This is a genomic window from Ramlibacter sp. (assembly GCF_036676645.1).
Classification (GTDB): Bacteria; Pseudomonadota; Gammaproteobacteria; order Burkholderiales; family Burkholderiaceae_C; genus Ramlibacter.
In genome coordinates this window covers 35,366-49,110 of the sequence record NZ_JAKFCM010000042.1, presented here as the reverse complement: position 1 = coordinate 49,110, position 13,745 = coordinate 35,366, and the positions used below count along the sequence as shown (strand labels likewise).

The following is a 13,745-nucleotide window of genomic DNA, read 5'->3' as shown; positions in this document are numbered from 1 at the left end:
CGCCGCTCTACAGGACAACACCGGGGGATTCATGTTCGGGGTCGCGGACTATGGCGCGTTCGTCGCCGCCATCATCATCTTCCTGGCCATCCCCGGCCCCGGCAACCTGGCGCTGATCACCTCCACGGGCAAGGGCGGCCTGCGCGGCGGGATGGCGGCGACCTTCGGGATCATCGCCGGCGACCAGGTCCTGATGTGGGCGGCCGTCGCAGGCGTGGCCGCCTTGCTGCTGGCCTACCCGACGGCCTTCCATGCGGTGCAGTGGCTGGGCGCGGCCTACCTGGCCTGGCTGGGCCTGCGGATGCTGCTGGCCAAGGCGGGCGCGGCGCCGATCCTGACCATCCGCCCCGGCCATTACTTCCGGCAGGCCGCCACCATCACGCTGCTCAACCCCAAGGCCATCGTGTTCTACATGGCCTTCTTTCCGCTGTTCGTGGATCCGCAGCGCCACCAGGGTGTCCTGACCTTCGGCGTGATGGCGGGCACCATCGCCGTCCTGACCTTGGCCTACGGCCTGGTCGCCGTGCTGCTGACCCATTTCCTGGCCGAGCGGCTGCGGGCCAACCCGCTGATCGGCCGCACCCTGGAAAAGCTGGCCGGGCTGTTCCTGCTCGGCTTCGGCGTCAAGCTGGCCCTGTCGAAGTAGGCGGGCCATGGCCAGGATCTTTTGCGTTGCCAACCAGAAGGGCGGCGTCGGCAAGACCACCACCACCGTCAACCTGGCGGCCGGCCTGGCCAAGGTCGGCCAGCGCGTGCTGATGGTCGACCTGGACCCGCAGGGCAATGCCACCATGGGGTCGGGCGTGGACAAGCGCAAGCTGGCGCTGACCGTCTACGACGTGCTGCTGGAGTCCGCCAGCGTGGCCGAAGCGCGGGTTCGCAGCGAGAAGTGCGGATACGACGTGCTGGGCGCCAACCGCGAGCTGGCCGGCGCCGAGGTGGAGCTGGTCGACGTGGAGCGGCGCGAGCGCCGCCTGCGCGAGGCCCTGGCCGGCGTGCAGGGCGAATACGACTTCGTGCTGGTCGACTGTCCGCCCTCGCTGTCCATGCTCACCCTCAACGGCCTGTGCGCCGCCCATGGCGTGATCGTGCCGATGCAGTGCGAGTACTTCGCGCTCGAAGGCCTGACCGACCTGGTGAACACGATCAAGCAGGTGCACGCCAACCTGAACAAGGACCTGCAGATCATCGGCCTGCTGCGCGTGATGTTCGATCCGCGCATCACGCTGCAGCAGCAGGTGAGCGAACAGCTGAAGGCGCACTTCAAGGAGAAGGTGTTCGACACCGTCATCCCGCGCAACGTGCGGCTGGCCGAGGCGCCCAGCTACGGCCTGCCCGGCGTGGTGTTCGACCCCTCGGCCCGCGGCAGCCAGGCCTTCGTCGATTTCGCCAACGAGATGGTCGCCCGCGTGGCGAAGATGTGATGAGGCGGATGTCGCGCCAATCCTGGCTCTTCTGCTCTTCATTCGATAGCAGATGAAGGCGGCCGAGGTCCTGCTGCTGCCCGGCTGGGAGAACAGCGGGCCGCAGCACTGGCAATCGCTGTGGGAGGCGCAGCACGGCTATCGGCGCGTCGAGCAGCACGACTGGATGCGGCCCTTGCGCGGCGACTGGATCGCGCGGCTGGAGGAGGTGGTGCTGGCGGGCGACCGGCCGCTGGTGCTGGCGGCCCACAGCCTGGGCTGCATCCTGGTCACCGCCTGGGCCGGCGTGTCGCGCAACACGGCGCGGGTGGCGGCCGCCCTGCTGGTGGCGCCCGCCGACACCGAGCGGGTGGAGCTGCGCGAGCGCTTGCCCGGCTGGGCGCCGATCGCGCGACAGCCGCTGCCTTTTCCCAGCGTGCTGGTGGCCAGCCGCAACGACCCGTATTGCACGTTCGACCGCGCCGGCGAGCTGGCGCAGGCCTGGCGCAGCCGCCTCGTCGATCACGGCGGGGCCGGCCACCTCAATGCCGACTCCGGTTTGGGCAGCTGGCCGCGCGGCCACGCGCTGCTGCGGGACCTGATGAACACTCGAGAGAACACACATGGTGACTAGGAAACCCAAAGGCCTGGGCCGCGGCCTCGAAGCGCTGCTCGGCCCCACCGCCGGCAACGACGGCGGCGCCGACACGCAGGGCACCAGCCCCGGCCAGCCCGCCTCGCTGCTGCTGTCGGACATGGTCCCCGGCCTGTACCAGCCGCGCACCCGGATGGACGAGGGCGCGCTGTACGAGCTGGCCGAGAGCATCAAGGCGCAGGGCATCATGCAGCCGATCCTTGTTCGTCGCTTGAGCGACGAACAAGCTCGGCTGCGCCGCAATGGAGCGTCGCACGGACCCGCCCCTGCGACGGAGCCCTCCGCGGGGCGGCCGGTGTACGAAATCATCGCCGGCGAGCGCCGCTTCCGCGCCGCCGGCCTGGCCGGCCTGGACAGCGTGCCGGTGCTGGTGCGCGACGTGCCCGACGAGGCCGCTGCCGCGATGGCGCTGATCGAGAACATCCAGCGCGAGGACCTCAACCCGCTCGAGGAGGCGCAGGGCTTGCAGCGACTGGTCCGCGATTTCGGCCTGACCCACGAGCAGGCGGCGCAGGCCGTCGGCCGCTCGCGCAGCGCCGCGTCCAACCTGCTGCGGCTGCTGAACCTGGCCGAGCCGGTGCAGACCATGCTGATGGCCGGCGACCTGGACATGGGCCACGCGCGCGCGCTGCTGGCGCTGGAGCGGGCCGCCCAGATCACGGCCGCCAACCAGATCACCGCCCGCAAGCTCTCGGTGCGCGAGGCCGAATCGCTGGCCAGGAAGCTCGGCGCCGAGTTCCAGCTCACTTCACCCAAGCCGAAGAAGGAGAAGTCGCGCGACCTGCGCCGGCTGGAGGAGGAGCTGTCGGACCTGCTCACCGCGCAGGTCGAGGTCCGGGTCAAGAAGCGGGTCAAGCGGGGCGGTCGCAGCGAGGAGGCCGGCGAGCTGGCGATCGGCTTCGGCTCGCTGGACGAACTGAACGGACTGATCGAGCGGCTGCGCGCCGCCTGAGGCTGGCGATTCCCGCCCGGCCAATGCAGGAGGGAGTCCCCCGAATGATTCCGGACCCGGTCGGATGGCCGGATCGCCGCCTGCGCGCCGCCTACAGGGCGAAGATCTTGCCCGGATTGAGGATGTTCTTCGGGTCGAGCGCGCGCTTGATGGTGCGCATCATGTCGATCGCGCCGGCGCCGGCTTCGTCCACCAGGAAGCCCATCTTGTGCAGGCCGACGCCGTGCTCGCCGGTGCAGGTGCCGCCCAGCGCCAGGGCGCGCGCCACCAGCTTGTGGTTCAGCTCCTCGGCGACCTGGCGCTCGCGCGCATCGTTCGGGTCCAGCAGGTAGCCGAAGTGGAAGTTGCCGTCGCCGACGTGGCCGACCAGGAAGTACGGCAGGCCGCCGGCATCCGCCTCGGCCACCGAGTCGAGCAGGCAGTCGGCCAGCCGCGAGATCGGCACGCAGGTGTCGGTGGAGATCGCCCGGCAGCCGGGGCGTGACTGGATGGCGGCGAAGTAGGCGTTGTGCCGTGCCGTCCACAGGCGGGTGCGCTCCTCCGGCGTGGTGGCCCACTCGAAGGCATTGCCGCCGTGCTCGCCGGCGATCTCCTGCACGGTCTCGGCCTGCTCTTTCACGCTGGCCGGCGAGCCGTGGAATTCCATCAGCAGCATCGGTTCCTCGCGCAGCGTGAGCTTGCTGTGCTTGTTGACCATGCGCACGGTGTTGGCGTCGATCAGCTCCACCCGCGCGATCGGCACGCCCAGCTGGATCACCTGGATCACGGTGCGCACCGCCGCCTCGATGCTGGGGAAGGAGCACACCGCCGCCGAGATCGCTTCGGGGATGGGGTACAGGCGCAGCGTCACCTCGGTGATGATGCCCAGCGTGCCTTCGCTGCCCACCAGCAGGCGCGTCAGGTCGTAGCCGGCGGAGGATTTCTTGGCGCGAGTGCCGGTGCGGATCACCTCGCCGCTGGCCGTGACCACCTCCAGCGCCAGCACGTTCTCGCGCATGGTGCCGTAGCGCACGGCGTTGGTGCCCGAAGCGCGGGTCGCGCTCATGCCGCCGATCGTGGCGTCGGCGCCCGGGTCGATCGGGAAGAACAGCCCGGTGCTCTTGATTTCCTCGTTGAGCTGCTTGCGGGTGACGCCCGCCTGCACGGTGACGGTGAGGTCCTCGGCGTTCACCGACAGCACCTGGCCCATGCGCGAGACGTCGATGCTGATGCCCCCCTGCACGGCCAGCAGGTGGCCCTCCAGCGAGGAGCCCACGCCGAACGGGATCACCGGCACCTCGTGCTGCGCCGCCAGCGCCACCGCATCGGCGACATCCTGCGTGCTCTCGGCGAATACCACGGCCGCCGGCGGCGGCACCTCGAACGAAGACTCGTCGCGCCCGTGCTGCTCGCGCACCGCGGCGGCGGTGGAGCACCGGGCGCCGAAGCGCGCCGACAGCGCGTCCAGCAGCGCCTGGGGCACCGGACGCGGGTGGAACTCGGGGATCAGGTGGGACACGGCGGTGGGCGCGTTCATGGGCAGGCTCTCCAGCAAGCGGCCAGTTTAAGCGCGCAGGCGTGCCGGCGCCGCGCCGCGGCCTGCGCTCGCGCGGGCTACTGCAGGCTGTCCGAGTACTCGGAGCGGGAGATGCTGCCGTCCCGGTTGCGGTCCATGTCCTCGAAGGTCATGGTGACCACCGGCAGTCGCAGCGCCTCGGCCCGGCTGAGCAGGCCGTCGCGATCGCCGTCGGCCTGCTGGAAGAACTGGGCGACCTGCAGCGCCGTCAGCGGGCCGCGCACGGCCACGCTCGCCTGCGGGGCGACCGACGGCACCCCGCCGGTCAGGCCGCCGGCGATGCCGCCCGGCGCGGACGGCAGTGCCGGGACCACCACGACGCCGCCGGCGTCCACGGTGGCCGAGCCCGCGCTGACCGTGCCCGGGTCCGCCATCGGGCCGGCGGGGACGACCGCCGCGGGTGCGCCATCGATGGCGACCGGTGCCGTCGTCGTCGGTCCGGGCACGACGACCACGCCGCGCGTGCCGGGCGGCACGATGGTCACCGTTCCGGCAGGGACGGGCGTGGGCGAGGGCAAGCCGGCCGGGAAGGGCGAGGGCGGCGCCAGTCCCGCGGGCGAGGGTGCCCCCGCCGGCAGCACCGCAGGACCCGCGCCGGGGACCGCAGTGACCGGCGCCGTTGGCACAGCCACCGGACCGGCGGCCGGCCGGGGCGTGAATGCGGCCGGCGGCGAAGTCGAGCTGCGCGCGGGCAGTTGCGCGAAGGCCAGGGTCGTGCCCAGGGCCAGCACGACGGCCGCCAGCGTGGCCGGCGGTCGCGGAGGGAAGGAGGTCAAGGGTTTCATCGCGGCGCTCCCGATCCCCGATGGTGGCGCGGCCGTTCCGGCGCGCTGTCGTGCGCACGCGCCAGTGCGCGTAGGACGCTTCGCACCGGGCTGGCGAGCGGGTCTTTCCGGGATGGGACAATGCCCGGCAGCAGACCCAAGCAGCGAAGGAGCACCCCATGGGCAATCGCCTGAGCCAGATCGCCACCCGCACCGGCGACGACGGCACCACCGGCCTCGGCGACGGCAGCCGGGTGCCCAAGAACAGCCTGCGGGTGCAGGCGCTCGGCGAAGTGGACGAACTCAACTCGCACGTCGGGGTGCTGCTCTGCGAGCCGCTGCCCGACGAAGTGCGCGGGCTGCTGGTGGAGGTGCAGCAGCAGCTGTTCAACCTGGGCGGCGAGCTGTCGATCCCCGGCTATGAACTGCTCAAGGCCGAGGCCCTGGCCGTGCTGGACGAGGCGCTGGCCACGCACAACGCGAAGCTGCCGCGGCTGAAGGAGTTCATCCTGCCGGGCGGCACCCGGGCGGCGGCGCAGGCGCACGTGTGCCGCACCGTGGCGCGCCGTGCCGAGCGCGCGCTGGTGGCGCTGGGGCGGTCCGAGACGCTGAACGACACGCCACGCCGCTACCTCAACCGCCTGTCGGATCTGATGTTCGTGCTTGCGCGCGTGCTCAACCGCATGGACGGCGGCGACGACGTGTACTGGAAGAGCGAGAAGCTGGCCCGGTCGGAGTCCCGCGGCTGAGGCGGCGCCGCGGTTCCCGCATTTACCGCGCCTTGACCGCCCGCGCGGTCGGGTGCTGATCGGCCTGGGCGTGCTGTTGCTCGCTCTGTTGTTCTGGCAGCCGGCGGGGGCCTCGAAAGGCTCGCCCGGCAAGCAGGCGGCGCAGGCCCTGCTGGCCGCGCCGCTGGACAGCGTTGCGCCGGTGCTCGCGCAGGAGCCCGGCGCCCGGCGCCACCAGCCTGGCCGAGGTGGCCAAGGCCAGCGGCAAGCCGCCGGTGCAGGTGCTGGCCATCGCGCTGGAGCGTCCGCCCCAGCGCTGAGCCTCGCGTTCAGCGCGAAGCGGTGGCGGCGGCCGGAATGGACGGCCGCTGCCCGCGGCTGAGCAGGGCGTAGAGCAGGATCGCGCCGAAGGTGGCGGTGCCGATGCCGCCCAGCGCGAAGCCGCCGAACTTGAGCGTGAAGTCGCCGGTGCCCAGCACCAGCGTGACCGCCGCCACGATCAGGTTGCGGTTGTCGGAGAAGTCCACCCGGTTGTCGACCCAGATCTTGGCGCCGGCCGCGGCGATCAGCCCGAACACCACGATGGACACGCCGCCCATCACCGGCAGCGGGATGGCCTGGATCACCGCGCCGAACTTGGGCGAGAAGCCCAGCAGCAGCGCGATCACGGCCGCCAGCACGAACACCGCGGTCGAATAGATCTTGGTGGCCGCCATCACGCCGATGTTCTCGGCGTAGGTGGTGACGCCGGTGCCGCCGGCGGCGCCGCTGACCACCGTGGCGATGCCGTCGCCGATGAAGGCGCGGCCGATGTAGGGGTCGAGGTTGCGGCCGGTCATGGCCGTCACCGCCTTGATGTGGCCCAGGTTCTCGGCCACCAGGATCACCGCGACCGGCGCGATCAGCAGCATGGCCGGGCCGCTGAACACCGGCCCGACGAAGGTGGGCGCGCCGAACCAGGCGGCCGCGGCGATGCCGGAGAAGTCCATCGGCTTGCCCAGGCCCAGGCCGTTGGCCAGGACGACGTAGACAAGGCTGGCGACCAGCAGGCCGACCAGGATCAGCAGGCGCTGCACCATGCCCCGGGTGAACACCGCCACCAGCGCCACGCTGACGAAGGTGACGGCCTGCATCCAGGAATCGAAGTTGCTGGACGCCATGTTCTTGACCGGGATGCCGGCCAGGTTCAGGCCGATCACCGCGACCACGGCGCCGGTGACCACCGGCGGCATCAGGCGTTCGATCCAGCCGGTGCCGATCGCATGCACGATGGCGCCGATCGCGATGTAGACGATGCCGCAGGCGATGATGCCGCCCAGCGCCACGCCGATGTTGGCGTTGGGGCCCTTGCCGGCATAGGCGGTGGCGGCGATCACCACGCCGATGAAGGCGAAGCTGGAGCCCAGGTAGCTGGGCACCTTGCCGCCGGTGACCACGAAGAAGATCAGCGTGCCGATCCCGCTCATCAGGATGGCGAGGTTCGGATCGAAGCCCATGAGGATGGGCGCGAGCACCGTGGCGCCGAACATGGCGATCACGTGCTGCACGCCCATCGCCGCGGTCTGCGGCCACGGCAGGCGCTCGTCGGGCCCGATCACGCCGCCCTGCTGCAGCACCTGCGCGGGCCGCTCGGCCCAGCTGAACATTCCCATCTCCGCTCCTTTGTTGTCGAGGTGCGGCGATGCTAGCGGGAACGTGGCCGATCCCGCAGCGGAATTTCAGGGGTGCAGGAAGGCGGCGACCTGCTCCAGCACGCCGGGATCGCGCAGGATCCTGCGATGGCCCAGGCCCTCGGTGGGCAGCAGCCGCGCGCCGGCGATCGCGCCGGCGAAGGCCTCGCCGTCGGCATAGCGGTTGATGCTGTCGCCGCGGTCGTGCACCACCAGCGTCGGCCGGGCGATGCGAGGCCCGACCTGGGCCGGCTCGAACTGGCGCATCAGGATGCCTTCGCGCGCCTCGATCCGGGCCTGCATGCGCGAGCGGGTGCCTTCCGAGAGGCCGAACACGGCGGCGAACAGGCGGGTGTACTCCAGCGGCGAGGAGGGCGGCGCCAGCAGCACCAGCCGCTGCGCCGGCAGGCCGCGGCTGGCGGCGTAGGCGGCGGCGTTGGCGGCCAGCGAATGCGCCGCCACGGCGTGCAAACGGTGGCCCTGCTGCTGCAGCCGTGCGCTGGCGTACTCGAGCGCGCGCGCGAACTGCGGCAGGTTGCTGGTCGATCCGGCGCTCGCGCCATGGGCCGGCATTTCCAGCAGCACCGGGCGCAGGCCGGTCCGCGCCACCGCCTCGGCCAGCGGCAGCAGCTGGCCGGCATGGCCGCCCCAGCCGTGCGCCAGCAGCACCAGCGGCGCGTGCGGCGCCACCGGCCGCGAATACACGGTGAGGCTGCCGTCCTCGAACGGCCAGCTTTCGGTGTCCCAGTCCGCGCTCCAGGACGCGGCGCGCTGCAGCCAGCGCGGGGGCAGCGGCGTGCAGAACAGACGGAAGGCGCCGCGCACGGCCAGCGCCGGCCAGACGCGCTGCGAAGCGCCGAGCGCCAGCCGGAACAGTCGCAGCCCGGGGCTGGCCTGGTAGAAGGCGGAAGTCGCCTGCAAGGCGGTGCGGGTCGTCATGGCGGCCCCCGTCACCAGAAGACCATGTCTTCGTTGCGGCGCGGCAGGGCGCGCACCGACTCGATGGCCGCGCGCAGCAGTTCGTAGGCGCCCCAGCCGAGCGCCAGGGTCAGGATCATCAACATGGCAGGTCCTTTCTCCGCACGGTCGTGCGGAATCGGTCGACGGGAAGGCGGCAGGTCATGTCTGCATGGGTGTCTTGAAGGGAGGGTCAGGCCCGGTAGCTGGCCAGCAGCCGCTGCCAGCTGGCCAGGGTGCGCTCGGCGGCCCGGCCGTCGCGCAGGAACCGCGTGTCGTGCACCAGTCCCAGCACCAGCGCGTAGAGCTCGGCGACCAGCTGGTCGGGATCGGTGTCGGCCTTCAGGTGCCCGGCCTCGACGGCCTGCAGCACGGTGCGCCGCAAGGCCGCGCGCCAGCGCACCACCTCGCCATGCAGCTGGTCGCGCAGCGCGCCCTGCCGGTCGTCGAGCTCGAAGGCGCCGGCCGAGTAGATGCAGCCGGTGCGCGCGTCGACATCCCGCGTGCGGGCGACCCAGCGCTGGACGATCGCTTGCAGCCGGGGCAGGCCCTTGGGCTGCTGCATGGACGGCACGAACACCTCGTCGATGAAGCGGCGGCCGAACTCCTCGACCACCGCCTTCTGCAGCGTCTCGCGCGAGCCGACGCGCGAGAACACGCCGCTCTTGGACAGCCCGATGCGGTCGGCGACCGCCTGCAGGCTGATGGACTCCAGCCCTTCGGCCGCGGCCAGGTCCAGCGCCGCGCCGACGATGGCGGCGCGGGTCAGCTCGCTGCGGGCGGTCTTGGCTTCCATGGAGCGCAGTTTAGCACGATCGTGCGAAGTCGCAAGCCGACGGCCGATGGCCGGGCGCACGCGCCCTTCGGTCCGGCTGGCCCTTCGGTCCGCGTTACCCTTGCGCCCATGAGCAAGCCCCCCTTCGTACCCCGGCTGAGGCTGTACCAGGACTGGCTGCGCCGCGAGCGCGGGCTGTCCTTCGACTCCTACGACGCGCTCTGGCGCTGGTCGGTCACCGACCTGGCCGGCTTCTGGCAGAGCCTCTGGGACTACTTCGAGCTGCAGTCGCCCGCCGCGCCGACCCGGGTGCTGGCCGAGGAGAAGATGCCGGGCGCGCGCTGGTTCGAAGGCACACGGCTGAACTTCGCGCGGCAGGTGTTCCGGCATGTCGAGCCGGCCCAGGCCGCCGGACTGCCGGCCATCCTGAGCCGCAACGAGCGCGGGCGCGACCGCGAACTGGACTGGCCCGAACTGCGCCGGCAGGCGGCTTCGCTGGCGCTGCACCTGCAGGCCCAGGGGCTGCAGCCCGGCGACCGGGTCGCGGCCTACCTGCCCAACGTGCCGGAAACCATCGTGGCCTTCCTGGCGGTGGTCAGCCTGGGCGGCGTGTGGAGCCTGTGCGCGCCCGACATGGGGACGAACGCGGTGCTGGACCGGTTCCGGCAGATCGAGCCCAAGGTGCTGATCGGCTGCGACGGCGTCACCTACGGCGGCAAGGACCACGACCGCGGCGCAGTGGTGGCGCAACTGCAGTCGGCGCTGCCCAGCGTCACGCACCTGCTGGTGCTGCGCAACCTGGGCGGCGCGGCCGGCGCCGGCCTGCCGCCGCATGCGGACTTCGCCGCAGCCACTTCACGCAGCGGCCCGGAGGTCGCCGCCTTCGAGCCGCTCTGGCTGCCGTTCGAGCACCCGCTGTGGATCGTCTATTCCAGCGGCACCACCGGGCTGCCCAAGCCGATCGTGCACGGCCACGGCGGCATCCTGCTGACGATGCTGCTGCTGATGGCGCTGCACAACGACATCGGCTGCAGCTACGACGCCAACAGCTTCGGCGAGCGCTACCACTGGTACAGCTCCACCGGCTGGGTGATGTGGAACGCCCAGATGGCCGGGCTGGCGCTGGGCACCACCTGCTGCATCTACGACGGCAACCCCGGCGGCAGCAAGGACCGGCCGGACTGGACGGTGCTGTGGCGCTTTGCCGCCGAACTGGGCGTCACCTTCTTCGGCGCGGGTGCGGCCTACTTCGCCAACTGCATGAAGGCGGGCGTGCAGCTGTCCGACTACCCGGGCCTGAAGTCCGTGCGGGCACTCGGCACCACCGGCTCGCCGCTGTCCGAGGAGGTGCAGCGCTGGGGCACGCAGCAGTTCGAGGCCCTCGGCGTGCACGACATCTGGTGGTGCAACATCTCCGGCGGCACCGACTTCGCCGGCGCCTTCATCGGCGGCAACCGCGAGCTGCCCCAGGTCCCCGGCCAGATGCAGTGCCGGCTGCTGGGCTGCGCCGTCGAAGCGTGGAACGAGCAGGGCCAGCCGGTCATCGGCGAAGTCGGCGAGCTGGTGTGCAGCCGCCCGATCCCCTCGATGCCGCTGTACTTCTGGAACGACCCGGGCCAGCAGCGCTACCTCTCCAGCTATTTCGACATGTACCCGGGTGTCTGGCGGCACGGCGACTGGCTGAAGATCACCCCGGGGGGCGGCTGCATCATCTACGGCCGCAGCGACGCCACCATCAACCGGCACGGCATGCGCATGGGCACCAGCGAGCTGTACAGCGCGGTGGAGGCGCTGCCCGAGGTGCTGGATTCGCTGGTGGTGGACCTGGAGTACCTGGGCCGCGAGAGCTGGATGCCGCTGTTCGTGGTGCTGCGGCCCGGCGTCGTGCTCGACGATGCGCTGCGCGCGGCGATCAACGGCGCGGTGCGCGCGGCGCTCAGCCCGCGCTTCGTGCCCGACCAGATCTACGCGGTGCCGGAAATCCCGCGCACGCTCTCCGGCAAGAAGCAGGAACTGCCGGTCAAGAAGCTGCTGCTCGGCCAGCCGCTGGAGAAGGTCGTCAACAAGGATGCGATGGCCAATCCGGGCAGCCTGGACTGGTTCGTGCGGCTGGCGCAGGAGCGCCACGCGGCGCGGGCCTGACCGCGCGCCGGATCACGGCGCTTCCGCCACGTTTCCCCGCTGCGCCGCCTCCTGCTCCACCCCGTCCAGGAAGGCCCGCACCTTGGCCGACACCAGCCGGCGCCCGGGTAGCAGCGCGTACATGCGCAGCGGCTCGCAGGTCCATTGCGGCAGCAGCCGCACCAGCCGGCCCTCGGCCACCGCCGGGGCGCAGAAGGTCGCGGTGATGCGCGCCACGCCCAGCCCGGCGATGGCCGCCTTCAGCCGCACTTCGGCATTGCCACTGCGCAGCGGCGGGTTGCGCACCTCCACCTTCAGCACGCCGTCCGGACCCGAGAACGACCAGGCGTTGTCCTCGGCGCCCGCCAGCAGGGGCAGCGCGTTCAGGTCCTCGGCGGAGGCGAAGTCGGGGAAGCGCGCCATCAGCTCCGGCGAGGCGAACACCCCGCGCTCGAGCGAGTAGACCCGGCGGGCCACCACCGAGGACGGCGCGAAGTTGTGCTCGATCGCCGAGAACACCAGGTCGTAGTGGCGGTCGAACAGCGGCACCTGGTCGTGCTCCACGTCCATCTGCACCTTCAGCTGCGGGTGCTGCGCCAGCAGGCGGCAGGTCACCGAGGCCAGGTGGTGGGCGCCGAACTCGTAGGGCGCGGCAATGCGCAGGGTGCCGTGCACCTGCTCGCCGCGCGCCAACGCGTCCACGGCGACCTCGCGCAGCAGCGAAAAGGGCTTGGAGATGTCACGGTAGAGCGACTCGCCGGCGTCGGTCAGGCGCAGGCGCCGGGTGGTGCGCTCCAGCAGCCGGGCGCCCAGCTGCTCCTCCAGCCGCGACACCGATGCGCTCAGGCTGGACTTGGGACGGTCCAGCGCCCGCGCCGCGGCGGTGAAGCCGCCGTGGTCCACCACCTGGCAGAAGGCATCGAAGTCGTCCCAGTTCATTGTTCAGGATTCGGAACACAGTAGCCACGGCGCCACCTTGATCCAGATCAAGGTGCTTCCTAGGATTCTCCCATTCCCTGTCACGCGGGCCGTGCCCGCAGGAGAACGCGATGTTCCTGAAGAACTGCTGGTACGTGGCCGCCTGGGACCACGAGCTCATCGACGGCAAGATGGTGGCCCGCACCATCCTGGAAGAGGCCGTGCTGCTCTACAAGGGCGACAGCGGCAAGGTCGTGGCCCTGCAGGACCGCTGCTGCCACCGCGGCGTGCCGCTGCACACCGGCCGGCGCGAGGGCGACGACGTGCGCTGCATGTACCACGGCCTCAAGTTCGACGCCAGCGGCAAGTGCATCCAGATCCCGGGGCAGGAGGTCATCCCGCCCAAGCTGGGGGTGCGCAGCTACCCGGTGGTGTCCAAGGACGGCCTGGTCTGGATCTGGATGGGCGACCCGGCCAAGGCCGACCCGGCCGACATCATCGACTACCCCTACCTGCGCGACCCGCAGTGGAAGGGCATCCCCGACTACATGCACTACGACGCCAACTGGCTGCTGATCGTCGACAACCTGTCCGACTTCGCGCACCTGGCCTTCGTGCACACCAAGACCCTGGGCGGCTCGGAGGAGTACGCCTACGTCACCAAGCCGGTGGCGATCGAGCGGCTGCCGCGCGGCTTCCGCGTCGAGCGCTGGCACATGGATGCGCCGCCGCCGCCGTTCCACAACAAGGTGCTGCCGACCGATCTGAAGGGCCGGCACGTGGACCGCCGCAACATCGGCCACATGCAGATCCCCGGCATCTTCTTCCTGGAGTCCATGTTCTCGCCGGCCGGCAGCGGCTCGGAGCAGGGCAACCGCGAGGGCACCAAGGAGTACCGCAACTGCCAGTTCATGACGCCGGAGACGCGCCGCACCACGCACTTCTTCTGGGTCTACCTGAACAACTGGGAAGGCAACGACCACAACATCTCGCGCTCGCTGCACCAGAGCCTGATCGAGGGCTTCCTGGAAGACAAGCACCTGATCGAGGCGCAGCAGAAGGTGCTGGACGACGACCCCGGGTTCAAGATGCTGGCCGTCGCGGCCGACGCCGCGCTGTCGCACTTCCGCTGGACCTTCGACAAGCTGGTTGCCGCCGAGCGGGCCGAGGAGGCGACCAGCAAGGCCGCGGCACCGGCCGGCCCCGCCATCAAGCCGCCGCACCAGGCCGGCATGAGCGCCTAGGCC

At 71.2% G+C, this 13,745-nt stretch carries 14 protein-coding genes; 8 read left to right on the top strand and 6 right to left on the bottom strand.

Features of this window, described 5'->3' with window-relative positions; all coding sequences use genetic code 11:
• Nucleotides 1-31 precede the first annotated feature (31 nt).
• Genes V6M57_RS07215 through V6M57_RS07200 form a run of 4 tightly spaced genes read left to right on the top strand, consistent with a single transcriptional unit; the run spans nucleotide 32 to nucleotide 3,010 of the window.
• Nucleotides 32-646: a LysE family transporter gene (locus V6M57_RS07215; protein WP_332814313.1), complete on the top strand. Its 615-nt coding sequence runs from the start codon at nucleotides 32-34 to the stop codon at nucleotides 644-646.
• A gap of 7 nt (nucleotides 647-653) precedes the next feature.
• A complete protein-coding gene (locus tag V6M57_RS07210; RefSeq protein WP_332814312.1) occupies nucleotides 654-1,424 on the top strand; it encodes a ParA family protein in 771 nt (256 codons plus the stop codon).
• 52 nt (nucleotides 1,425-1,476) lie between these two features.
• On the top strand, nucleotides 1,477-2,037 hold the full coding sequence (locus tag V6M57_RS07205; RefSeq protein ID WP_332814311.1) for an RBBP9/YdeN family alpha/beta hydrolase: 561 nt from the start codon (nucleotides 1,477-1,479) through the stop codon (nucleotides 2,035-2,037).
• Nucleotides 2,027-3,010, top strand: coding sequence for a ParB/RepB/Spo0J family partition protein (locus V6M57_RS07200; protein ID WP_332814310.1), 984 nt, complete (start codon nucleotides 2,027-2,029; stop codon nucleotides 3,008-3,010). Before V6M57_RS07205 ends, V6M57_RS07200 begins: the two co-directional genes overlap by 11 nt.
• Nucleotides 3,011-3,101: 91 nt before the next feature.
• Here V6M57_RS07200 and V6M57_RS07195 read toward each other — a convergent pair whose 3' ends face one another.
• Together V6M57_RS07195 and V6M57_RS07190 are read right to left on the bottom strand one after the other, a co-directional pair.
• On the bottom strand, nucleotides 3,102-4,526 hold the full coding sequence (locus V6M57_RS07195; RefSeq protein WP_332814309.1) for an FAD-binding oxidoreductase: 1,425 nt from the start codon (nucleotides 4,524-4,526) through the stop codon (nucleotides 3,102-3,104).
• A 77-nt stretch (nucleotides 4,527-4,603) separates the two neighbouring features.
• A complete protein-coding gene (locus tag V6M57_RS07190) occupies nucleotides 4,604-5,350 on the bottom strand; it encodes a hypothetical protein (protein ID WP_332814308.1) in 747 nt (248 codons plus the stop codon).
• A gap of 158 nt (nucleotides 5,351-5,508) precedes the next feature.
• Between V6M57_RS07190 and V6M57_RS07185 the strand changes: the two genes are divergently transcribed.
• Nucleotides 5,509-6,078, top strand: a complete 570-nt coding sequence (locus V6M57_RS07185) for a cob(I)yrinic acid a,c-diamide adenosyltransferase (RefSeq protein ID WP_332814307.1) — start codon at nucleotides 5,509-5,511, stop codon at nucleotides 6,076-6,078.
• Between the two features lie 173 nt (nucleotides 6,079-6,251).
• On the top strand, nucleotides 6,252-6,377 hold the full coding sequence (locus V6M57_RS07180) for a hypothetical protein (protein ID WP_332814306.1): 126 nt from the start codon (nucleotides 6,252-6,254) through the stop codon (nucleotides 6,375-6,377).
• A 9-nt stretch (nucleotides 6,378-6,386) separates the two neighbouring features.
• Here V6M57_RS07180 and V6M57_RS07175 read toward each other — a convergent pair whose 3' ends face one another.
• The 3 genes from V6M57_RS07175 to V6M57_RS07165 form a co-directional block, all read right to left on the bottom strand.
• Nucleotides 6,387-7,703: a solute carrier family 23 protein gene (locus tag V6M57_RS07175; protein ID WP_442968791.1), complete on the bottom strand. Its 1,317-nt coding sequence runs from the start codon at nucleotides 7,701-7,703 to the stop codon at nucleotides 6,387-6,389.
• Between the two features lie 72 nt (nucleotides 7,704-7,775).
• Nucleotides 7,776-8,666: an alpha/beta hydrolase gene (locus V6M57_RS07170; RefSeq protein WP_332814304.1), complete on the bottom strand. Its 891-nt coding sequence runs from the start codon at nucleotides 8,664-8,666 to the stop codon at nucleotides 7,776-7,778.
• A 211-nt stretch (nucleotides 8,667-8,877) separates the two neighbouring features.
• Nucleotides 8,878-9,480 (bottom strand): TetR/AcrR family transcriptional regulator, encoded by a 603-nt coding sequence (locus V6M57_RS07165; protein ID WP_332814303.1) that lies wholly within the window; start codon nucleotides 9,478-9,480, stop codon nucleotides 8,878-8,880.
• Nucleotides 9,481-9,588: 108 nt separating this feature from the next.
• Here V6M57_RS07165 and V6M57_RS07160 point away from each other — a divergent pair, with 108 nt between their 5' ends.
• Nucleotides 9,589-11,601 (top strand): acetoacetate--CoA ligase, encoded by a 2,013-nt coding sequence (locus tag V6M57_RS07160; protein ID WP_332814302.1) that lies wholly within the window; start codon nucleotides 9,589-9,591, stop codon nucleotides 11,599-11,601.
• Between the two features lie 12 nt (nucleotides 11,602-11,613).
• Here V6M57_RS07160 and V6M57_RS07155 read toward each other — a convergent pair whose 3' ends face one another.
• Nucleotides 11,614-12,519: a LysR family transcriptional regulator gene (locus tag V6M57_RS07155; protein WP_332814301.1), complete on the bottom strand. Its 906-nt coding sequence runs from the start codon at nucleotides 12,517-12,519 to the stop codon at nucleotides 11,614-11,616.
• Between the two features lie 110 nt (nucleotides 12,520-12,629).
• Between V6M57_RS07155 and V6M57_RS07150 the strand changes: the two genes are divergently transcribed.
• Nucleotides 12,630-13,742 carry an aromatic ring-hydroxylating dioxygenase subunit alpha gene (locus tag V6M57_RS07150; RefSeq protein ID WP_332814300.1) on the top strand — a complete coding sequence of 371 codons (1,113 nt, stop codon included), beginning with the start codon at nucleotides 12,630-12,632 and terminating at the stop codon, nucleotides 13,740-13,742.
• Nucleotides 13,743-13,745: the final 3 nt, after the last annotated feature.

Coding starts and splice junctions, on each gene's coding strand:
- V6M57_RS07190 (WP_332814308.1), bottom strand. CDS start 5,350: ATGAAACCCTTGACCTCCTTCCCTCCGCGACCGCCGGCCACGCTGGCG.
- V6M57_RS07195 (WP_332814309.1), bottom strand. CDS start 4,526: ATGAACGCGCCCACCGCCGTGTCCCACCTGATCCCCGAGTTCCACCCG.
- V6M57_RS07215 (WP_332814313.1), top strand. CDS start 32: ATGTTCGGGGTCGCGGACTATGGCGCGTTCGTCGCCGCCATCATCATC.
- V6M57_RS07210 (WP_332814312.1), top strand. CDS start 654: ATGGCCAGGATCTTTTGCGTTGCCAACCAGAAGGGCGGCGTCGGCAAG.
- V6M57_RS07175 (WP_442968791.1), bottom strand. CDS start 7,703: ATGTTCAGCTGGGCCGAGCGGCCCGCGCAGGTGCTGCAGCAGGGCGGC.
- V6M57_RS07205 (WP_332814311.1), top strand. CDS start 1,477: ATGAAGGCGGCCGAGGTCCTGCTGCTGCCCGGCTGGGAGAACAGCGGG.
- V6M57_RS07150 (WP_332814300.1), top strand. CDS start 12,630: ATGTTCCTGAAGAACTGCTGGTACGTGGCCGCCTGGGACCACGAGCTC.
- V6M57_RS07160 (WP_332814302.1), top strand. CDS start 9,589: ATGAGCAAGCCCCCCTTCGTACCCCGGCTGAGGCTGTACCAGGACTGG.
- V6M57_RS07170 (WP_332814304.1), bottom strand. CDS start 8,666: ATGACGACCCGCACCGCCTTGCAGGCGACTTCCGCCTTCTACCAGGCC.
- V6M57_RS07155 (WP_332814301.1), bottom strand. CDS start 12,519: ATGAACTGGGACGACTTCGATGCCTTCTGCCAGGTGGTGGACCACGGC.
- V6M57_RS07165 (WP_332814303.1), bottom strand. CDS start 9,480: ATGGAAGCCAAGACCGCCCGCAGCGAGCTGACCCGCGCCGCCATCGTC.
- V6M57_RS07200 (WP_332814310.1), top strand. CDS start 2,027: ATGGTGACTAGGAAACCCAAAGGCCTGGGCCGCGGCCTCGAAGCGCTG.
- V6M57_RS07185 (WP_332814307.1), top strand. CDS start 5,509: ATGGGCAATCGCCTGAGCCAGATCGCCACCCGCACCGGCGACGACGGC.